Raw genomic sequence first — 22048 nt, forward strand, 5'->3', positions numbered from 1 at the left:
AGTTTCAAAGATCCAACAATGAATTAAGACGGTAAATTTACTTAGCCTAAAACATTGTCAAAATCATCATTTAAAACTTCACAGCAAAATCTCTTTATGCAATTTTCTTAAAAATTAGAGATGTATTAATTCCACCAAAGGCAAAGTTATTACTCATAATAATATCGGCTTGCATTGAACGAGCTTCACCAACGATATAGTCTAAATCGCCACATGCTTCATCTACTTCATCTAAATTCAAAGTTGGGGTAAACTCATTACGTAGCATCATTTCAATACTTAACCATGCTTCAAGCGCCCCACACGCACCCAAAGTATGTCCAAAATAACTCTTTAATGAGCTAATTGGTTTTTTACCTAAAATACGTGCTGTAGCTTGAGATTCTGCAATATCGCCTTGGTCTGTAGATGTTCCATGCGCATTTACATAATCAATATCATCAGCACTGAGTTCAGCATCTTTTAGTGCCAATTGCATGCATCTCCCCATCATTTCTGAATCTGGACGCGTTACATGCTGACCATCTGTATTACTACCATAGCCAACAATTTCTGCATAAATTTTTGCACCACGTGCTTTAGCATGTTCATATTCTTCTAGAATTAAACATCCTGCACCTTCACCAACAACCAAACCATCTCTATTTTTTTCAAAAGGTCTTGGCGTTTTTTCTGGATGATCATTTTGCGCACTTGTTGCAAGTAAGACATCAAATACAGCCGATCCTGCCGCACTTAATTCCTCTGCACCACCTGCAAGCATTACCTTTTGTTTACCATATTTAATGGCTTCGTATGCCTGACCAATTGCCATTGAGCCTGAAGTACATGCACTTGATGTTGGCAAAGTTAAGCCTTTTAAACCAAAATAAACCGTCATATTTACGGCACTCGTATGTGACATCATACGAATATAAGTTGTCGCATTAAGCTCATTCATGTTGTTATCTAACAACATTGCACCAAACTCACGAACAGCATTTACACTACCCGCAGATGAACCGTATGCAACGCCCGTTTCACCACTTTTTAAAATCGGATCATTCAACAAACCCGCATTTTCTAATGCTTTTTCTGCACAAATTACAGACATAAGCGCAACACGCCCCATGCCTCGTGTCACTTTACGATTAAAATGACTTGGCACAGTAAATGACTCTACAGGCCCACCTAATTTACTGCGTAAATCTGTATACACTTCCCAGTCTGACATATAACGAATGCCACTTTTACCTTGATGGAACTGTTCAAAAATTTGATCTGCTGTTTCACCTAAAGAAGTGATTCCTGACATTCCTGTAACAACAACGCGCTTCATTAAATTAATCCCCCATTCACTGAAATGACTTGGCGAGTGATATAAGCTGCATCATCGCTACATAAAAATTTTACAACTTTAGCAACTTCTTCCACTTGCCCCATTCTTTGAAGTGGAATCATTTTTAAAGCATGTTCTTTTACTTCTTCCGACACCATTTCGGTTTCAATTAAACCTGGTGCAACACAATTTACCGTAATTTTTCTTTTTGCTAACTCAAGTGCAAGTGCTTTAGTTGCACCAATTAAACCTGCTTTTGCAGCGCTATAATTCACCTGCCCTCTATTCCCTATAATTCCAGAAACAGAAGATAAAGTCACAATACGACCGCCTTGTTTTAAACGAATCATTGGCATAACAAGTGGTTTTAATACGTTATAAAAACCGTGCAATGATGTATCTACAACATGATCCCAATCTTCATCGGTTAAAGCAGGAAATGCGCCATCTCGAGTAAGTCCCGCATTTAAAACAACGCCATAAAATGCACCATGATCTGCAACATCTTTTTCTAATATTTGTAGAATGTTTTCGCGCTCATTTACATCAAACATTAATACATGGCTATTACGCCCAAATGATTTAATTTCTTCTGCAACTTGTTCTGCTTCTTGTTGTCTTGATCTTGCATGAACAGTAACATCAAATCCTGCTTTTGCTAATTCAATTGCAATTGCTTTACCAATACCACGGCTTGACCCTGTTACTAAAATTCTTTTATTCACTTTAATTTCCCAATAATTTGATCAATTTCTTGTGGTTCATAAACACTTAACATTGCACATATTTTATGTTCTTTATATTCAATTTCACATTGAAATTGCCCCAAACCCTCATGCAAATAATTTTGTTCAATACAAATTCGAACAACATCACCCATTGCAAAATATGGCACAGGAATATGCATTTTCCGCGTACCCAATAAAAAGCCTATTTTAGGATTTTCACCTTTTTTTCGACCTTGGAATCCTGCATAGGCACTGACTGTTTGCGCCATAATTTCAATGCTTGTCCACGTTGGTAGACCTTCGGGCTCACAAAACATTAAGTCTGGCGTAATATGTAATTCCGCAATTGCCTTTTCATCTGTCACTTCAATTAAGTGGTCAACAAAAACCATGGGCTTTTCATGTGGAATAAACTTTACTGCATCCATCATTTAAAACTTGTCCCTAAAATAATACTAATATTGCTACCACCAAATGCGAATGAGTTACTCATTACATATTGAATAGGCTTATCTAAATTTGTATTTAAAACATAATTTTGATCATCTAATTCAGGATCTAAAACACCCGAATGATGCAAAGGCAACCAAGATTGATCAAGTAAAATCTGTTGGCAAATATAAGCTTCTATTGCACCTGCAGCACCTAAACAATGCCCTGTTTTATGCTTCGTACTACTGAGCGGCACATCAATATTTTCAAAAACTTTACGTACAGCTTTAATTTCCATCGCATCATTTTGCACAGTTGAAGTACCATGCATATTTAAATAGCCAATATCTGATGCTTTTAAATTTGCCATGTCTAAAGCTTTTTGCATGGCTTCTGCTGCACCTTTTCCTTCAGGATGTGGCGCTGAAATATGCCAAGCATCCATAGACTCACCTGCCGCTAAAAACATAACAGGTGCTTGATCTTTAGAGATTAAAAATAATGCTGCCGCCTCACCAATATTTATACCATCGCGGTTTTTACCGCAGGGTTGGCAAATATCATGTGACAAGCTTTCTAAGCAATTAAAACCATTCAAGGTAAGTTGGCAAAGTGTATCTACTCCACCTACAAGTACAGCATCAACCAAACCTGCATTAATTAAGCGCTGACCTGCAGCCATTGCTTTTGCACTCGATGAACATGCTGTAGAAATTGTATAAGCAGGACCTTCCCAACCTAAATATTGCTGTAAGTCTTTTGCTAAACTGCCCATTTCTTGTTTTTTATGAATCACTTCAACATCTTCATTATGTCGAAAATGTTGTTTTAAAATAACTTCGTTATCTGCAATACCTGAAGTTGATGTACCAAGAACTACACCTAAACGAACTTTAGAAAACTGAGCTGTATATTCACGAATATTTGATTCAATACGTTGTAATGCAGTTAATGCAAATCTTAAATTTCTTGAATCTGACTGCTTTAAACTTAAAGGAACATCTTGAATAAGTTCAGATGCACAAGCACCAACCCATACTTTCTTTTCAGCAATAAATTCTGAACATTGTGTAAATGTATTCACGTTCGTATTTAATGCTAACTTCATTTGCTCAGAGCTTTCACCTAAAGCAGATAAGCCCACACTAAATTGAATACCAACAGCAGAATAATCTGCACCAATTTTATTGTGCATTTGAAGCCTCATCACTTTCTAAGCTTTCATCTATTGAGCTAATGACCATTTGATATGGCACTTGCACATTATTCAACTCAATTGAATCTGGCTGATGAATAATTTCTAAAACGGCTTGTTGCTGAATATAAATTTTCTGTGTTGATGGATTTGTTTCAACACGTATTTGACTGCCTTGCAACTGTGAAAAGTTAGGATATGTTGCATAAAGTAAATCACGCACAATATATTCAAATGGTAGTAATTTCATTTGATTAATACGCTGTTGAACATCTACTTTTTTGCCATCAAAACTCAATTTAAACAGTTGTTGCCCCGTCAAACTTAAAGCAACCATTTCCAAGTTTTGTCCATTTTGCTGTTGATATAACAAAAAGCTAAAACTGTGTTTTTTCCATTCAACTTCAATTTGGTCTTGACGTTGATAAGACTGAGCTACCCAACTTGGCGTAACCAAACCTTGAGCAGATGGAATTAGAGATTGGCAAGCACTACAAAATAGTGCTGTTGCCAATAACGTTGCTGTAAGTTTTAAACGAGGCTTGAAGTCCATTTCTGTCCTTTTTCCTTATTGATCTTCGCGGCAATATTCAGCAATTGTGCTTAAACGTTTTTTCGCATTTTTATAAATTGGGTTTGTTTGATCCCAAGCATAACCAGCAAGTAAAGATGCGATCATGCTACGAACATTATTCTCTTGATGATTTGAGAATACAACATTCTGAAATTCGCCTGTATACCAAGCTTCAACATAAGCACGGAACACCTGAATTCCCGCACGTAACGGTTTTTCATATTGTTCCATCCAATCAATATTTTCGCCTTTAATATATTGGTCAACCAAAGGCACAACCATGCTTGATGATTTCAACGCAATGGTAACACCCGATGAGAACACAGGATCTAAAAATTCGCCCGCATTTCCTAACAGTGCATAGTTTCGCTGTGCAAGATGTTTTACATCTGCTGAATAACCGACCAATGTACGCACAGGCGTATCGAATTTTGCATTACGAAGTACATAAGAAAGTGCTTCATCATCAGCTAAAATACGACGTTGCAAAGCAGCAACATCGTAATCGCTACTACCATCAAAGCCATATTTCTCAAAGAAATCTTCTTCGGCAACCACACCAAAAGATGCACGACCATCTGCAAATGGAATGAGCCAATACCATGCACGTGGATCTTTTTCGTGAACTGTAATTAGAATTTTTTCACGATCGAATTCAGGATCATCTAAAATTCCATCTTCAATATGGGTAAATACAGCACGACGTACAGGAAAATCTGATGGGCTTTCTAAGTCTAAATGCTTAGGTAAAATACGACCAAAACCACTTGCATCTAACAAGAATTTTGCTTGAATTTGGTAGGTTTCACCTTGTTCAGTTTTTACAGTCAAAATAGGCTGTTCAGGCTCAACATTAACAGCTAATACTTCATGCCCAAAACGAATATCCGTTCCCATCTTTTCAGCTTGTTGCGCCAAAATATGATCAAAGCTTGCACGTCTTACTTGCCAAGTTGTTCCCGGCCCTTCGCTAAATTTTTTAGTGAAATCGTAAAAGCTACGTTTTTTCCCTTTTAAGAAAGCTGCGCCATTTTTAAATTGGAATCCGCACTCTTCAACATGATCACGCACAGTATCAAGCAATCCTGCTTCTTCTAAAAATACCATGCACTGAGGAAGCAAAGATTCACCAATAGAAAACCGTGGAAAATGCTGTTTTTCAATAATCGTAACATCATATCCTTTCTGTTTTAGCAATGCTGCTGCCGAACTACCAGAAGGTCCCGCCCCAATAATTAAAATATCTGTTTTTTGCATTGTACTCATGCAATCTTACTCCAAACCTTCAGCTCTTTGACTGATGTTGTTAATCACAACATGCTTATCATCTGATGATGTAAACAATGTTGCGTAAATAAATGCGAAAATTACGCCTAATAAAACAGTTAATCCAAAACAATGAATGGCATAAGTTTGACTAAATGAAAGCAAACCAAAACCAAAAAATGTCGACATCATACATAAGAACAATGCCATGCCAACAACTTGAGGATGATCATGTCCATGGCGATAAAAAATCGCATAGTCCACGCCAATCCCCATAATTAGAAATGTCCCCATAATACTGAATAAGTTAATTTCAGCACCAAGCCAAGCCTGAATCGCAAACGTAGTCATGAGCGCCATAGTGACAGGTAAAACTAAAGGTAAAATGGACTTTTTACCGTAAAGCACACCTAAACCAATCATCAGTAAAACAATGGCAGATAATAGTAACCACTGCGCATGAATACGATGCTCTTTAAACAGTTGTGAAAGTTGGTGAACAGGTTGTAGTAACTGAACATCTTCACCCATTAGACTTTGAATGGCCTGATTATTATGAACACCTTGCAACATCACCAAACGCTCAGTTGCACTCATTTGTAAAAATGCGAGTGGATGTTCTGCAAAGATTTTTTCCGTGAGCAATGGTTGCTGTTTTAAATGCTGTTGCCAGCTTAAAATATCTTGCGTATCTAACTGCATTACTTGTGCGTATTCAGTTAATGTTTCACGTGGAATTTGTTCTAATAATTGAATATTGTGTTGTTGCTGTTGAATAGATGGTAACCACTGCCCTAAAGCTTGAAAACCTTCAACTTTTCCATCTTGTTTAAGTTGCTCTAATTTCAATAATAAAGTTTGTTCATTTTTCTCAAGTTCTTGAGGCGTTGTGCCACTTACTACAAAGTAGTCACTACCTTGCTGTTGCATAAAACGATCACGAACGTATTGATCTTCTTGTTTAAGTTTTTGGTCCATACTCTGCAAATTGCGAATATCATCATTACTTTTTAAGAAAAATAAACTGCTTGTAGTTACAAGTAAAATAATAAGAATTAGACCATAACGAAGTGGATTATTCGCTTGTACAAAACTACGAATTTTTCCAATAAAACTTAAAGTTCGAATTGCAGGTTCTGCATTTAAAGCAGGAAGTCTTGGCAATAATAAAATACTGGTAATCCACGCTGCGGTTAAACCCACCATAGAAAACACAGCAATTTGTCTAAAGCCTGGAAATGGTGTGAAACTTAAAACAACATAAGCAAATAATGTCGTTAGCAAACCTACAAACAAACTTGGTAAAACTGGCGTTAAGACTTTAAATCCATTGACATGTCTATGCTGAGATTGCAACGCCATGAAATAAAATGAAAAATCGACACATACACCAATTAAACTTGCGCCAAACACCAAAGTCATTAAATGAATTTCATCAAACACTAAGTATGTTGCAGCAAAGGCAACTAAACATCCTGTTCCAACTGCAACCATTTCTGTCAGCATTGGACGCACAGAACGAAAGCCAAACCACACAAGAAGTAAAATTCCAAGTGTAGAACCCACACCAATGGTTGAAATTTCTTCTTGAGCTGAACTTGTACCAAACTGAGCAAACATCAGCGTGCCTGTCCAATGTGGTTCTACATTATGTTGTTTAATTTTTTGGTTTAAAGCATCAATAAAAATAGCAGTTTGTTCTTGATAATCAATATTGTAAGGACTGCTTTTTAGTTCTAAAACTAAAAGTCGTGAAATTCCTTTATCATCACGAATAGTGGCAAAACCATCTTCTAATTGAATATCTGTTTGCGATTGTAAAGCAGACAAACCCATTACATAACGTGGAAAAAATAACAGCGGATCTTGTTGTAAAAGTTCTGCTGTTATTGGCATGCCCGGACTCATCATTTGCAACATACTTTGTTCTGTAAGTGCTTGATAATCCTTTTGCTCTAAAAGCGTTTTATCATTTTCATTGAGTAAGCCAACTTTATGTTGATATAAAGCTGTGGCAAATTTTTCATTATCTAGTTGTGGTTTTAAAGGCTGAAATAAATCACTTTGTTTTACTTCAGACTGAATTTCTTGAGTCGCTTGTTTTAAAGATGCATCGTCTTTGGCATCAAGCACCACAAATACTTTATTATTGAGCTGATCACTAACATATTGCTGTGCTTTTTCTAAACGGGCATCTTGGTGCGTTTCAGGAAGCAAAGCAAAAATATTAGTCTGAATCCTAATATCTTTATTAAGCCATGCTGCTCCAAGCACTATCGCAATAATACTTAGAACAATCAGCCAAGCGGCCGTGCACTTATTTTGCCAATTGGAAAAGTGCATTTTCAGCTGCCGTTAATGTTTGAGGTTGAGCTGCTTGCTGACTAAAACGAATAGTTGTACTGTTATTTGCTTGTTCTTGAATCACAATTTGATCTACATAACGCTGACCTTGTGCATCTACTTTTACAAAAAGTTTTTTAAATAAACCACTTTTTGGCGTTAAAGATACATTCCATTTCGTTGGCGAATAATTTGCAGAAACTACATTAAAGTTTTTTGCCAAAGCGGTTTCATTACCAGACATCAACTGTAAAAACATGGTTGCAACCGAACCATAAGGCGTTTTATCCACTTCAATTTGGCTATATGTACGTTGTGTTTTTTGTACAATTTTTTTAGGTGTAACAATTAAATCTGCTTTCACAGGACTTTGTATTTGCCAAAGCACACCTCTGTCTTTTGTAAATACCACCGTGCCTTTAGATACATAGGTTTTATTTAAAGACGCTAATTTTTTATGCTGTACGAAGTTCGCACGTACAACAGAAGATGCTGAAAGCTGAGTGAAAATTTGTTTAAGATCTGAATTTTGTGCATGCGTTGTTGTACTTAATAATGCAAATAAACTCATCACAAAGCCAATAAAAACAATTAAAAATCGTGTTTTTTTTATATTCATTTTATTTTCCAGCCTTAAATTCAGACCAAGCATTTAAGCAATCGAGCAAAACTTGTGGAGATTGATAACACATTTCACGTGTACTCATATCTACAGCAACTTGCGAGGTAAATCCTTTCGTCAAACGTTTACCCGATTCAGCATCAAAAATTTGATATTCAATTTTCAAACGGTTTTCCCATTCTTTCAAAATGGCACGAATACGAATTTTTTGAGCAAACTCGATACCTTGTGCATAACGCACATAGCTTTCAATAACAGGCCATGCAAACCCTGAATCACGCATTTGATTGTAGTTATAATGAAATTGATCAAGTAACTTACATCGAGCAATTTCAAAATACTTCAAATAATGCCCATGCCAAACCACATTCATTGTATCTACATCGTGAAATGGCACTTCAATAATTACATCGGCATGCATAGCGTGTTCCTATTTTTAAAAAGTCTTATGAATTGAATACTTGATTTAATAATTCTAAATTTTCAAATCGATCTACAAGACCTTGTAACTCATTTTGTAATGGACGATCTTCTTCTACATAATTGAAGGTTTGAAGAACCCACTGTTTAAACTGCGTTAATACTTCCGTAAGTTCTGTATCTACACCTTTTAATTTAATCGCTTGTACACTTGCACAACTTAAAGCGGCAATCACTTGTTCAGTTAAAATAATTACTCGAGCAGCATCACGCGCTGCAATAGTTCCCATACTGACTTTATCTTGATTATGACACTCTGTAGAACGAGAGAATATTGATGCTGAAAGTGTTTGTTTTAACGCTTCGGCTGTCCAAGCAGACACACCAATTTGAACTGCCTTAAATCCATGATTTAGCGGTAAGCGATCTGCGGTTGAACCTGTTAAATTACGAGGTAAACCATTATTCATTTTATAATCGACCAATTGTGCAAGTTGACGATCCATCAAATCGGCAATATTAGCGATCATAATTTTTAAGCTGTCCATGGCTTGAGCAATATGACCACCATAGAAATGACCACCATGTAAAACACGTAAATTTACAGGATCAATAAGTGGATTATCATTACTTGAGTTCAATTCATTTTCAATAAATTGACGCAACCAAGTTTTTGAATCTTCAAATACACCAATAATATGTGGTGCGCAGCGTAATGAATAACGGTCTTGCAAACGAGAACTCTGATGTTCAGTTTGAACTTCGCTGTTTAACCATTCACGTAATTGTGCAGCAATATTTTGTTGCCCAACATGCGGTTTTTGAGCAAATAAAACTTCATCAAAATGACTTGGATTACCTTCTAAAGCCAAAACATTTAATGCTGTAATGCAGGTACTTGCTAAAGAAATTTGTTCTGCTTTTTTATAATTTAAACATGCAATAGCGGTCATTACTGCCGTACCATTCATGAGTGCAAGCCCTTCTTTAGGACGCATTACATGTGCTTGCATGCCTTTTTCTGCATACACTTCAGCAATAGGTACAATTTGACCTTGATAATACACATCACGTTCACCAACCAAAGCACCTGCAATATAAGACAACGGTGTTAAATCACCACTTGCTCCAACAGAACCTTCAGAAGGAATTACAGGAATTACATTTTCATTGAGCATCCAAGCTAAACGTTCAAGCAATGCAAGTGACACACCCGAATAACCACGTGCCAATGAACATAAGCGTGTTACAACAACTGCACGCGCTGTAATTAAATCTAAATTTTGACCTAAGCCACAACCGTGAAAACGAGACAATTGTAAAGGAAGTTCATTTACTTGATGCGGCGGAATTTCAACTAAGCAAGAGTCGCCATATCCTGTTGTTACACCGTAAATTACGCCTTCATCTTTTAAAAGCTGATCTAAAAAATCTGCACCGCGTTGAATAAGCGAGCGCCATTCATTAGATGAAGGAAGTGCAACTTGAATTTCTTGACGGGCTACAGCAACCACTTCCTCAATAGAAAGTGGCTTTTCCCCCACGACTAACACTTGCATTACTTTTTATTCCAAAAATTATAAAAATTAAACCATTGATACGGAACACGTAAGCAATGACCCTCCAACAACTCGATATATTGTCGTGTTGTTTGCTTCATTTCTTCCATTCTATTTTTACGAGAAAACTGCACTTTATCGGCAATTTTATGAATATGAACTTCAAAATTTTGATTCATGCGGTAGCAAAATACTGCTAATACAGGAACCTTTAATAAATTGGCTAAAATCCAAGAACCTTGAGGCCAACTTGCATCTTCACCTAAAAATTCAACTGTTTGCACACGCTCAGATTGAATTGGAACACGATCTGCAGCAACAATAATCCACTCACCACGATCTAATTTTTCTTGCAAAATGACAGCCGTTTCTATACCAACGTCATCAACAGACAAAAGATTCACATCTGCATTTGAGTTTAGCTTTTTTAAAAATGAATTAAATTTAGTTGCATGCTTTTGATAAACAAGCACATTAATTTTTTGCTTATGATTCGATTTAACTGCACGTAATAACTCAATATTTCCAAAATGAGAAACGACAATAACCGCACCTTTTTGATAATGTTCACGAAAGTTCTCATGTCCAAACAACTCAAGCTTAGATTCATCAACACTGCCTAACCAGCCTTCAATTTTATCTAAAATACATTCACCAAATTCCATGAAATGTGAATAGGTATTGGCTTGTGTTGGCGCTTTAGAAAATGGTGATTTTTCACCTGCAAACTCATGTAATTTAGTTAAATATTGCAACGAAGCATTACGTGCAAATTTAGAAAATAACCAATACCAAAAAATCACAAATAACAAAACAAAACGACAAAGCCATCGACCGCCTAATCGATAAAAACCAAGCATGAGCATAAGCGGAAGCATACCGCCCCGCTCTTTAATATTACTCCATTGATTTTTACTTTTTAGCTTCACTCTGCGCTCTTTATTTTTTGATAAATTAATTTAGGTAAACGAACTAACATGCCTGCAAAAAGCTTGGAATGAGCTTTCGTTAAACCAATATTGTCTCGTAATGCATTAAAATGTGAGATTCCATTTTCAGGATAAATCACTTGCGTTGGCACATTAACAAAAGGAACATTATCCCATTTCAGGCGTACCAAAATTTCAATATCAAAACTCATGCGCAATTGAAAAGTGGCTTTTTCTAATACTTTAACTGTGCTTTGAACTGGATAAATTCGAAATCCGCACATACTATCTTTAATTTCAAAAGATAAGCTATTAATCCACACCCAAATATGTGTCGCATAGCGTCCATATAAACGTAGCTTTGGCACAGAAGCATCATATACAGGATTGCCAATAATCATTGCTTGAGGATTTGCAATTGAAGCATCTATAAATTTTTGAATATCATTCCAATCATGCTGACCATCAGAATCTAACTGTAATGCATGGCTATAACCTAGTTCTTTTGCTTTAAAGATACCAGTGATTACTGCTTGACCCTTGCCTTGGTTAATTTCGTGTTCAACTAACGCCACTAAGTTATTTTTACTCGCAATTTCTCGCAATAAATTCGTGCATTCCTGTTCACTACCATCATTAATCATAATAATTGGAAGCTGAAATTGATTTAAATGTTGCACCAAACTTTCTAAATAATGAGGATGGTTATATACAGGAATCACAAAACAATGCTTTATATCTTCACTCATATTCACGCCTCCTCTTGAAGAGCAAACAACAAACGACCTGAAGCAATCGTTTTATCATCGCCTAATATTTCAAAACTAATTTTATGTAATTTGCGTGTAAGTTTTAATTGGACAACAGAGTAAGGGTAAATTAACTCTTGAAATTTCAATTGTTCAAAGCCGTTACACCATTGTAAATCTGCCCAAGTTTGTTTTGCAAAGTGTTGAACAAAGCCAACTTGCCCCACACCAGGAAAAATTGGAAATGTTGGAAAATGTCCTTTAAAACACTCTAATTCAGGTGTAAATTCCAATTCGAATTGTGCTTGTACATCTACTAATTTCTGTTCAAGCACAACAGGTAATAACATTGGCTGAAACAATGATTTCAAATATTGTTTATTTAACTTAGCTTGTGCATTTTGTGGTAATTGCGTGATGAATCGCCACTGTCTTGGAATAGCAATACTTTCTAACTTGTCTTTTAATTTTGCTTTTATATTGGCAACAAATGTTGATTTCTCACCTTTTACAAGCTTTTCACGAGCTTCGTTTGTAAGCACAACTACACATGCCAACATTTGACGATGTTCTTTTTCAACAACCAATACATGACATTGCGAAACATCATCAAGTTCTAAAATTTTATGTTCAATCGCATCTAAACTTAAACGCTTTTCTTCTAATTTAATAATTCTGTCTAAGCGACCTAATAATTTAAATGGACTCTTCAAGTTATCTAAATCAACAAGCTCAATTTTATCACCTGTTAAAATCCAATCTTGAGTACATGCATGATTTGCTTTCACTGCGAGTTCTTGTTGTTCCGATTGTCGAATTTCAACGTTCGCAAATGGTGTCCACAATGCCTCATCTTCTCGTCTATGCGCAATTCCACCTGTTTCCGAACTACCAAAAACTTCTGTAATTGGCACATTCACAAATGGGCGAATACCTGAATCTAGCTTACCACCCGATGAATACACCGTAATACATTCTTGCAACACAACATCTGTCGTCCAACGCTTTAATAATGCAGGGCTAGAAATTACATAATTTACGATATTCAAATGAGCAATTTTCTTTTCGACATCAACAACATCTTCAGGAAAAGCGACTTGGTTTTGATAAAAACTGCGTCCACTCGCCAAAGGCCAAAGTAGTTTAAAGAGCAAACCATAGATATGTTGATGGCTGACTGTCGCTATCGCAACAGCTTGTTCTGGAAGCTCAAAACTTTCATTTAAACCTGCAACTTCATTAAATAACTGCGCAAGTGTACGAGGAATTTTTTTCGGTTGACCTGTAGAACCAGATGTATAGAAATAAACAGAAGACTGCTCTAAAAAGTTTTGATCAAATTTTAAAAAAATCTGGGATGCTTCAAACTGAAGTGTCTGTCTTGTTAAAAAATAGATATTTTGTTCTGCTAATTCTTTTTCTAAATCACTAATACGGTTGGGTGGTAACAACACTTGTTTCTTCGCATTCAGTGCAGCAAACAATAAAACTAAAAATTCGTAGCTATCTTGTTCCCAAAGTGCCCATGTTTCTGTTTCAAGTTGTTCAATTTGAGCTTGCTGCTCTGCAACATCTTGCCAAAAACTTGCAAAACTAACGGTACTCAAATCTGACTTTATACAAAGTAGCTTTGGTGAATTTACATAATTCTCAAAATAACAAGACATAACAATCCGTTTTCTATTTTTACTTAGTTCATTTTTTGCATTTCATGTAAACGCTGTTGACGTTTACGCAATAAATATTCCCCAAGCAACAAAACTCCCATCAAAAGATAGGAAATAAAACCGTTGTATAACACCCAAATTTTTGTGGATGTAAATAACACTGTTCCTAAAGCAATAACAGCATTTACAACAAAGAATCCACACCAAACAATTGTTACTTTCTTTGTCCAAATTACCCCTTCAGCAGGCAAATTTGGTTCTGCTAAACGCGCAAATCGTTCAATCATTGATGGTGGTTTAACAAGTGTCGTTGCAAAAATAATTAATGCACCTACACTCATAAATACAGGATATAGCTTTAACCAAGCGTGATCTTTAAGCACTAAGCTTAATCCACCACACAAAATTGCAAATCCTGTTAATGGCCATAGCAAAGTATTTCCCTTACTTAGTAAGCGAATTACTCCAAATACAATTAAGAGGCAACTGACCCAAATATACTGCCCATTTGCCAAGCTATAACCAACTAAAAAGGGATAGAGAATCAATCCGATTGCTACTATCCCTTTTACAATCCAACTCATTCAGCCGTCATATTCTGAATAACAGTGACAACATCTTGAACTGTACGAACATTTTTAAAATCTTCAGGATTCACTTGTTTGCCTGTGAGTTCTTTAATTTTTACAACCAAATCAATTGCATCAATGCTATCCACATCCAAATCTGTCGCAAGATTAGATTCTAATTGGATATCTTCAGGAGCAATTTCAAAAAGCTCTTCCATCCACTCACGTAATTTTTCAAGTACTTGTTCTTGAGTTAGCATAAAAGCCCCTTATGCTGTCTGTTGTGCTTCAACCAAAGTAACTAAACTTTGAATTGATTTAAAATATTGTTTTGTTTCAGTAGATTCTGCATTCAAATGAATGTTGTAGCGTTTTTTTAGAGCCAAACCTAACTCTAATGCATCGATCGAATCTAGACCTAAACCATCCCCAAATAAAGGCGCATCAGTATCAATATCAGCCACACTAATATCTTCTAGGGCCAAAACATCGATAATCATTTGCTTTAATTCATCAGCAAGATTGCTCATTTTTAGATAACTCTTGGTAAAAAAATTGATGGAAGTAATGATTTAGCTGACGTACATTTTTTGGATTAATACTCACGTCTTCTAAAGCATCATGAATTGTAAAAGTATCGAGTACTTTCACATGAATATGAAATGGCTTCGATGGAATGTGATACCACTTTTCATTCTTAGTTAATGTAGAGGGTGTACATGTAATTAACACAGGACGAATCGGCACATTCGCACGTAATGCAATGTTTGCTGCACCACGCTGAAAATCATTAATAACTTCACCTTTTGCAGTTCTTGTCCCCTCAGGGAAAATCACTAAAGATGGTGATTCTTTACAAGCAAGTCGCTCTACACATTCTTGAATAAATTGTTCTGAACCTGCATTTAAAATATATCCTGCACCTTGTACAGGACCACGTGTAAACGGATTTGACCACAATGCCTGTTTAACAACACAGTTAGCTTGTTCCATTAAACCAATGAGCATTACTACATCTACAAGTGTTGGATGATTTGCGATGATTAATTCTTGACGGCTATTTTCAAGTTTTTCTAGCCCTTCAATTTCATAAGTCATAAGCCCTAGATTTTCCATCATGTCGAAAAAACCATGGAAACTATGCTTAATGATTTTTTGGGTCTTTTCTTGTCTTAATTTTTTATCTTTGGTGCTCAAATTAACAATAGGGCTTAACACGCCACCAATGATAACGCCACCAACACCAAAACTTGCAAAGCTGAATCCTGTAGCACCTACACGCCACAAATAATTTGCCTGTTGCTTAATTTTTTTAATATTTAACATTTCTGCCATGCAAATAATTTCGTTTCATTGGCATTTTGCCAAAACGTATAAAATTGTTGAGCTTCAATTGCAGCATTCGTTTCTGCCGACATTTCAGCTAAATTAAGTAAAAAATTTTCATCATTTAATGAACATATTGCAGACATCGCAATAACGTCAAAATCCTGTTGCTCTGTATAAAGCTTAGGAAGTGGCTCATCATAATAAACTATGAGCGCTTTTGCATTGGCTTGATTTATTGTTTTTAGCCAAGCATATGCTTCTATTAATCCAGCATTCCAACTTCCAGCCAAGCTTGTTGACGGTGTCGAGTCTTCACAAAGAATAGAATATAAACCAGCAACAGCATTATGAACAGATGTTGAAAATTGTGTTGGAGATGGTGTTTCATCTTGCAGAACATCTGCTAAAATTTTTAAAGTTTTATGCTCATCACCATATTGGGAAACCCAAACAATATAATCAACCTTATTATTTTCTAATGATTGTATTGCATTATTCAAAGCAAGTTTTGCAATAAACGACAAACGGCGACGCTGCATAGGTGAAATTTTTTCTAAAGCCTGGAAAGTAGAGTCGACTGTATTTATATTCAGCTGACTAATATTCAACCTGACCATATTCACTTTTCCCTATGCATACAACATTTTAAGCACGTTGATTCTGATGGTAATTATAACATTTGGGAAGATGATTTAGACAAAAAATATCTTGTTTATTATTAATACTTTATTTTAAACAATTAATGTTTCTTCTTTTATTTTGAAAAACAAAAAAAGCCTACATAAATGAATTATGTAAGCTTTTCCTAAATAGGTTAGTTACCTTGAACTAAACGTCTCGCACTAATGATACCTGGTTGCTGTTCTAAACGAGCTAAGAGTTTTGACAGTTGCGCAAGCCCCTTAACCTCAATTAATAACTTCATATTGGCAATACCATCTGCTTCAGAAATCGTATTTACCTGACGAATATTAATTTGATCAGAGAAAATCACTTGCGTTAAATCTTTCAACAAACCACGTCTATCATAAGCTTCAACAACAATTTGCACACTTTGTCCACGTGTTGGTTGCATTTCCCAATCAGCTTCTACAGCACGCTCAGGTTCTTGACCAATCATACGAACATAATCTGGACAGGCAACTTTATGAATACTCACACCACGATTTAATGTGATATATCCACCAATTGACTCACCATGTACAGGCTGACAGCATTGTGCAATATGTAATTCAACGTTATCTAAACCATCAATTAAAATACCATGCGCAGACAATGTATGACTGGCACGTGGATTTAATGTAGGTTTTAGCACCAATTCAGGTTCATCCTGATCAAGGTGCATATGACGATTCACCTGATTAATCAGGGCATGCAAACTTACATCACCATTCACCAAAGCAATTAGAATATCTTCCCCTTGCTTTACATTGAAATGGTTACAGTAATCACTTAAATCAATACTTTTGGGGTGAATTGCAAGGCGTGCTAATTCTTTATTTAAAAGTTCACGACCAACTTCTAAATTCTTACTACGATCTTGTTGGCGGAACCAATGACGTAATTTATCACGTGCACGTCCTGTCTTAATATAACCAAGAGAATTCACTAACCAATCACGGTTTGGTTCACGATCTTTCTTGGTTAAAATTTCAACTTGCTCGCCCGTTTTAAGCGTATACGTTAAAGGCACATAACGTTGGTTTACACGTGCTGCATAACACTTGTTTCCAACTTCTGTATGCACATGATATGCAAAATCTAAAACCGTAGAACCACGTGGTAACTCTTTAATATCACCATCACGACTAAAGACATAAATTTTTTCGAAGTCTTCAAACTCTTGAATCTGCTCAAAATCTTCACCATCTTTTTCATCTTTATGTGCACTTGCATCGGTACGTTCTTGATAATGTTCAAGCACCGAACGCAATGAATGTAAACGATGATTAAAAGAGTGATCTGTTGCTTTCGCGCCTTCTTTATAATTGAAATGCGAACACACACCAAGCTCTGCTTCTTCGTGCATACTCATAGTACGAATTTGCACTTCCAAAGATTTATTTTCGGCAATTACGGCAGTGTGAAGCGAACGATATCCATTGGCTTTTGGATTAGTAATATAGTCATCAAACTGATGCGGAATATGGCGCCAAATTTGATGAACAATACCTAAACTGTGATAACACTCGGGTACTGTTTTTACTAAAACACGTAGCGCACGAATATCGTAAAGCTGATCGAAACTTAGGTTTTTACTTTTCATTTTTCGATAAATCGAATAAATGTGTTTCACTCGCCCATTAATTTCAGCTTCAATATTATGTTCGGCTAATTCATTTTTCAGTTTATCAATGACAAACTGAATATATTGCTCACGCTCTAAACGTTTTTCATTTAAAAGTGTCGCAATTTCTTTGTAACGATCTGGTGCTAAATAACGGAACGCTAAATCTTCAAGTTCCCACTTTAATTGAGCAATACCCAAACGATGTGCAAGTGGTGCATAAATCGTTAAGATTTCTCGAGCAACACGTTCTTGACGCTCTTTCGAAGAATGCGTTAATTCACGTAATGCATAGGTACGTTCTGCAAGCTTAATTAAAACCACACGAACATCTTCCGTTACGGAAATTAGCATTTTATAAATGCCTGTTAAATGTTCACGTTGGTTGTTATTAAAGTGATCTTCTAAACGTTTATTTTTTTCAATTAAATCCGACAAACGCCCCATTGCCAAGGTGCCTTTAACCAAAGCAAAAACAGCATCGCCAAATAAACCTCGAACCTCATCAATAGACACAAGCCCTTCTCGAATACTTCGATACAGGAATGCTGCTGAAAGCGTGTCTTCATCGGCATGTAAATGGGCAAGAATATCTGCCATTTCAATACCCGCATAAAGCGTGTTTGAACGATGATTGACCGTTGTCTCAAGTTCTTTTTGTAAAATGTAATTCGCAACTTCTTCGAGTCGCTTAAGTGCTGCCCCATCTAATATGCCACGTACACGATTAAGCCATTCAGCTACATCTTGTCGTGCTTGCTCGGCATGTTCTACAGTCGTTTCCTCAGACAATTCATTAAAATGTCCAGGAAGCTGTTCACGTACTGTGACCATACCTTTCTCCTACCTCTATATGTTTCATTATTTATTCATCGTTTAGTACGAGTTTTTTCTCAAACAATGCAATTGATTCAACGTGACCGGTATGTGTAAACATATCCATAACACCTGCTACCTTCAATCGATAACCTTTCTGTTCCAACAATTTAGCATCCCTTGCAAGTGTTGCTGGATTACACGATACATAAACGATTTTTGTTGCACCAAATTTTGGTACATAACTCATAACCTCTTCCGCACCTGAGCGTGGCGGGTCAATCAATAATGCATCAAAACCTTGATTTGCCCAAGAATGATGCGAAAAATCTTTTGTTAAATCTTGTGAATGAAACTTAATATTGCTTAAACCATTGAGTTTCGCATTTTCCGCACCACGATGAACCATTTCATCGGATCCTTCAACAGCAATGACCTCACCTGTCGCACCAACACAGCGCGCTAAAGGCAATGAGAAATTACCCAACCCACAAAATAAATCTAAAACTCTTTCGCCACCTTTAAGTTCAAGCAATTCACATGCCATTTTAACCATTTGCGGATTAATTGTTGAATTCACTTGTGTAAAATCTAAAGGATGAAAAGCAAATTTAATATCAAAGTCATTCAAATTATAGTGCAAACGCATTGCTGCTTGTGCATCATCAACACGATGAACTGATTCTGCGCCAGCAGGTTGCAAATATAATTGCCATTGCTTATGTAACGTAAATTCTTTTAATACGTTGACATCAGCATCGCATAATTTATCTGTATGACGAACCAACAGTGCAATTTCTGCGTCGCCCATGGCTAATTCTACATGACCAATCTCTGCTTTGCCTTTTAGACTTTGGAATAACTGCTTCAAAGTGGTTAAAGAGCCAAACTCTTTATCAAGCACCACACAGCGGTCAATATTGGTTAAAAGGTTGCTCGCACGCTCACGAAAACCAACCACCAACTTATCTTTATTCGGAATGTAACGTACGCCGACACGTGCTTTACGGCGATAATCTTCACGCAATGAACGTATTGGTTCCAACCATTTTTCTGGCTGAATACCAGCAAAATGTTCCAAATGCGATTTCAACACATTTTGCTTTAATAAAATTTGTTCATCTTTTTGAATATGTTGCATATTACAACCACCACAAATTCCATAATGAGGACATTGTGGTTCTGCACGAATAGCAGATGGTTCACTTAACAATTCAATAAAATCTGCTTCTTCTAATTTTTTTACTTCACGTGTAATTTTTGCCTTAACCGTTTCACCAGGTAAAGCAGAACCAATAAACACTTTTTTTCCGTGTTTATCTTTAGGATGATCTGGATGTGAACCATAGTGCGCTATTCCGCGCCCCTCGTGTGATAGCGACTCAACTTGAAAAGTATAAATAGCTTGTTGAGTAGTACGAGGTTTAGCTCTATGTTTCATGTGTACCTAATCTTGGGAAGATGGGAAATCGAAGGAAGTAAATTCCGTTTTTTTGGCAGTTTCACGCCAAACATGTAAAAACTCTGTATGTTGCGGTTGTAACTGTAAATACTGAATGGTGCTTTGAACCCACAAGCGATGATCTTCTGTATTCAACTGACCTTTTAATAAAAGCCAACGAATATAAATAAGCCATGTGTTTAATACATCTCCCTCACAATAGCTTGTTAATTTTAACCATTGCTGCGTTTTAACGTATTCAGGCACATGATAACCAAACTCGCCACGCTTACCAGGGAAACCTAGTAAGTGAGCCATATCATCTAACTTTTGGAAGTTGCGACCATTAAACATTGCCATCACATCCATTAAATCGATATGACGATGATGGTATCTGTTCTGATAATTATTATACCTTTTTTGGCTATCAATTTCGCCCTGATCGAACAAACTTGGCGCAGATAACCCATGATACATCGCACGGTATAAAATCACAGGAATATCAAACTGTGAGCCATTCCAACTCACAAGAGTCGGATTTTTCTTATCAAAGATAGATAAAAATTTTCTTAAAATTTCTGCTTCTGAAAATTGTTCTCGGCTAAATGAAAACAATTTCATTGCGCCAAGCTCGTCTATCCATAAACCTGAAATACATACAATTTCATGCAAAGGTAAGCGAGGAAAATCCATTCCGGTTTCTTGACGACGCAATTTCATCAGCGCTTGTTCAAGATCGGCTTCTGGCAAATCTAAACCATACAAATGCGCACCCGATTTAAGATCGGTCAGAGTTTCTATATCAAAAATTAAAACAGGTAAGCGCATTTTTATCTCAAATTTATTATTCAGGATCTACTACAGAGAATAACCCAGTAGATAGATAACGGTCACCACGGTCACAAATAATGCACACAATAACCGCATCAGGATTTTCTTCAGCAATTTTAATTGAAGCCCATACAGCACCACCCGAAGATGTACCTGCGCTAATGCCTTCTTTGCGTGCCAATTGACGTGCTGTTTTTTCCGCTTCACTTTGCGGAATATCCATAATACGGTCTACACGTTTCGCATCAAAAATTGTTGGTAAATACTCTGTAGGCCAACGACGAATACCCGCAATATTTGAACCTTCAGATGGTTGTAAACCTACAATTTGAATATCAGGGTTTTGTTCTTTTAGGTATTTTGAAATACCCATAATTGTCCCTGTTGTTCCCATTGCACTTACAAAATGCGTAATTTTTCCGCCTGTTTGTTGCCAAATTTCTGGGCCAGTCGTTAAATAATGTGCTTCTACGTTATCTGGGTTACCAAATTGATTTAAGACTAACCCCTTACCATCTTTTTCCATTTGAAGCGCTAAATCACGTGCTTCTTCCATGTTTTCAGATTCAATAAGTTCAGCACCGTAAGCACGCATTGCATCTTTACGTTCTTGGCTTGAACCTGATGGCATAATCAGTTTCATTTTATAGCCACGCATTGCTGCAACCATTGCTAAAGCAATACCTGTGTTACCACTTGTTGCCTCAATAAGTGTATCACCCGGTTTTATTTGCCCACGTTTTTCCGCCTGCATAATCATGTTATATGCTGGACGGTCTTTCACAGAACCAGCAGGATTATTGCCTTCAAGTTTTGCTAAAACGGTTGCTTTAGTATGATTTGCAAGACGCTGTAAACGCACCAATGGCGTTTTTCCGACATAGTGGTCTAATAAAAAATCGGTTGCTTGAAAATCTGGGGATGTGTTACTCATTGTGTGCACCTATATCGAGGTGCGCATATTGTATGGAAA

General features: G+C 36.5%; 22 protein-coding genes. All 22 read right to left on the reverse strand.

From position 1 onward, the window contains the following. Nucleotides 1-94: 94 nt before the first annotated feature. The 22 genes from SKM54_RS06920 to cysM all read right to left on the reverse strand — a co-directional run bounded on the left by SKM54_RS06920 (nt 95) and on the right by cysM (nt 22009). Nucleotides 95-1318 carry a beta-ketoacyl-ACP synthase gene (locus tag SKM54_RS06920; RefSeq protein WP_321089400.1) on the reverse strand — a complete coding sequence of 408 codons (1224 nt, stop codon included), beginning with the start codon at nt 1316-1318 and terminating at the stop codon, nt 95-97. Beyond that, nucleotides 1318-2043, reverse strand: coding sequence for a 3-ketoacyl-ACP reductase FabG2 (locus SKM54_RS06925; RefSeq protein WP_321094906.1), 726 nt, complete (start codon nt 2041-2043; stop codon nt 1318-1320). Before SKM54_RS06925 ends, SKM54_RS06920 begins: the two co-directional genes overlap by 1 nt. Next, on the reverse strand, nt 2040-2477 hold the full coding sequence (locus tag SKM54_RS06930) for an ApeP family dehydratase (protein ID WP_321094908.1): 438 nt from the start codon (nt 2475-2477) through the stop codon (nt 2040-2042). Before SKM54_RS06930 ends, SKM54_RS06925 begins: the two co-directional genes overlap by 4 nt. Then, complete coding sequence (locus tag SKM54_RS06935; RefSeq protein WP_321094910.1) at nt 2474-3673, reverse strand: beta-ketoacyl-[acyl-carrier-protein] synthase family protein; 1200 nt, start codon at nt 3671-3673, stop codon at nt 2474-2476. The genes SKM54_RS06930 and SKM54_RS06935 overlap by 4 nt, the downstream gene beginning before the upstream one ends. After that, complete coding sequence (locus tag SKM54_RS06940) at nt 3663-4226, reverse strand: DUF3261 domain-containing protein (RefSeq protein ID WP_321094912.1); 564 nt, start codon at nt 4224-4226, stop codon at nt 3663-3665. Before SKM54_RS06940 ends, SKM54_RS06935 begins: the two co-directional genes overlap by 11 nt. A 15-nt stretch (nt 4227-4241) precedes the next feature. Beyond that, on the reverse strand, nt 4242-5513 hold the full coding sequence (locus SKM54_RS06945; protein ID WP_154771714.1) for an NAD(P)/FAD-dependent oxidoreductase: 1272 nt from the start codon (nt 5511-5513) through the stop codon (nt 4242-4244). Nucleotides 5514-5519: 6 nt separating this feature from the next. Continuing rightward, nucleotides 5520-7856, reverse strand: a complete 2337-nt coding sequence (locus tag SKM54_RS06950; RefSeq protein WP_321094916.1) for an MMPL family transporter — start codon at nt 7854-7856, stop codon at nt 5520-5522. Further along, the gene (locus SKM54_RS06955; RefSeq protein WP_321095045.1) at nt 7831-8427 is read right to left on the reverse strand and encodes a LolA family protein; all 597 of its coding nucleotides are present in this window, start codon (nt 8425-8427) and stop codon (nt 7831-7833) included. The genes SKM54_RS06950 and SKM54_RS06955 overlap by 26 nt, the downstream gene beginning before the upstream one ends. 49 nt (nt 8428-8476) lie before the next feature. After that, entirely contained in the window at nt 8477-8899 is a 423-nt protein-coding gene (locus SKM54_RS06960; protein ID WP_321089393.1) for an acyl-CoA thioesterase, read from the reverse strand. A 25-nt stretch (nt 8900-8924) separates the two neighbouring features. Beyond that, nucleotides 8925-10457 carry an HAL/PAL/TAL family ammonia-lyase gene (locus SKM54_RS06965; protein WP_321094919.1) on the reverse strand — a complete coding sequence of 511 codons (1533 nt, stop codon included), beginning with the start codon at nt 10455-10457 and terminating at the stop codon, nt 8925-8927. Continuing rightward, complete coding sequence (locus tag SKM54_RS06970; RefSeq protein ID WP_311918441.1) at nt 10457-11335, reverse strand: LpxL/LpxP family acyltransferase; 879 nt, start codon at nt 11333-11335, stop codon at nt 10457-10459. Before SKM54_RS06970 ends, SKM54_RS06965 begins: the two co-directional genes overlap by 1 nt. Before the next feature lie 47 nt (nt 11336-11382). Further along, on the reverse strand, nt 11383-12135 hold the full coding sequence (locus tag SKM54_RS06975; protein ID WP_311918219.1) for a glycosyltransferase family 2 protein: 753 nt from the start codon (nt 12133-12135) through the stop codon (nt 11383-11385). A gap of 2 nt (nt 12136-12137) precedes the next feature. Then, complete coding sequence (locus SKM54_RS06980) at nt 12138-13802, reverse strand: AMP-binding protein (RefSeq protein WP_321094922.1); 1665 nt, start codon at nt 13800-13802, stop codon at nt 12138-12140. A 23-nt stretch (nt 13803-13825) separates the two neighbouring features. Next, nucleotides 13826-14386, reverse strand: coding sequence for a COG4648 family protein (locus SKM54_RS06985; RefSeq protein WP_321094924.1), 561 nt, complete (start codon nt 14384-14386; stop codon nt 13826-13828). Next, entirely contained in the window at nt 14383-14631 is a 249-nt protein-coding gene (locus SKM54_RS06990) for an acyl carrier protein (protein WP_154771722.1), read from the reverse strand. Before SKM54_RS06990 ends, SKM54_RS06985 begins: the two co-directional genes overlap by 4 nt. A gap of 9 nt (nt 14632-14640) precedes the next feature. Beyond that, nucleotides 14641-14901, reverse strand: a complete 261-nt coding sequence (locus tag SKM54_RS06995; protein WP_154771723.1) for a phosphopantetheine-binding protein — start codon at nt 14899-14901, stop codon at nt 14641-14643. After that, nucleotides 14885-15697, reverse strand: coding sequence for a lysophospholipid acyltransferase family protein (locus SKM54_RS07000; RefSeq protein ID WP_321095047.1), 813 nt, complete (start codon nt 15695-15697; stop codon nt 14885-14887). Before SKM54_RS07000 ends, SKM54_RS06995 begins: the two co-directional genes overlap by 17 nt. Further along, nucleotides 15691-16317, reverse strand: a complete 627-nt coding sequence (locus SKM54_RS07005) for a beta-ketoacyl synthase chain length factor (protein WP_321094926.1) — start codon at nt 16315-16317, stop codon at nt 15691-15693. Before SKM54_RS07005 ends, SKM54_RS07000 begins: the two co-directional genes overlap by 7 nt. A 197-nt stretch (nt 16318-16514) precedes the next feature. Beyond that, the gene (locus SKM54_RS07010; RefSeq protein ID WP_311918215.1) at nt 16515-18821 is read right to left on the reverse strand and encodes a RelA/SpoT family protein; all 2307 of its coding nucleotides are present in this window, start codon (nt 18819-18821) and stop codon (nt 16515-16517) included. A gap of 31 nt (nt 18822-18852) precedes the next feature. Continuing rightward, nucleotides 18853-20244, reverse strand: coding sequence for a 23S rRNA (uracil(1939)-C(5))-methyltransferase RlmD (gene rlmD / locus SKM54_RS07015; protein WP_321094929.1), 1392 nt, complete (start codon nt 20242-20244; stop codon nt 18853-18855). A 6-nt stretch (nt 20245-20250) separates the two neighbouring features. Beyond that, nucleotides 20251-21072, reverse strand: coding sequence for a 3'-5' exonuclease (locus SKM54_RS07020; RefSeq protein ID WP_321094931.1), 822 nt, complete (start codon nt 21070-21072; stop codon nt 20251-20253). Between the two features lie 16 nt (nt 21073-21088). Further along, a complete protein-coding gene (gene cysM, locus SKM54_RS07025; RefSeq protein ID WP_311918212.1) occupies nt 21089-22009 on the reverse strand; it encodes a cysteine synthase CysM in 921 nt (306 codons plus the stop codon). Between the last annotated feature and the right edge of the window lie 39 nt (nt 22010-22048).

It is taken from the genome of Acinetobacter faecalis (assembly GCF_034187745.1).
In the GTDB taxonomy this organism is placed as follows: domain Bacteria; phylum Pseudomonadota; class Gammaproteobacteria; order Pseudomonadales; family Moraxellaceae; genus Acinetobacter; species Acinetobacter faecalis.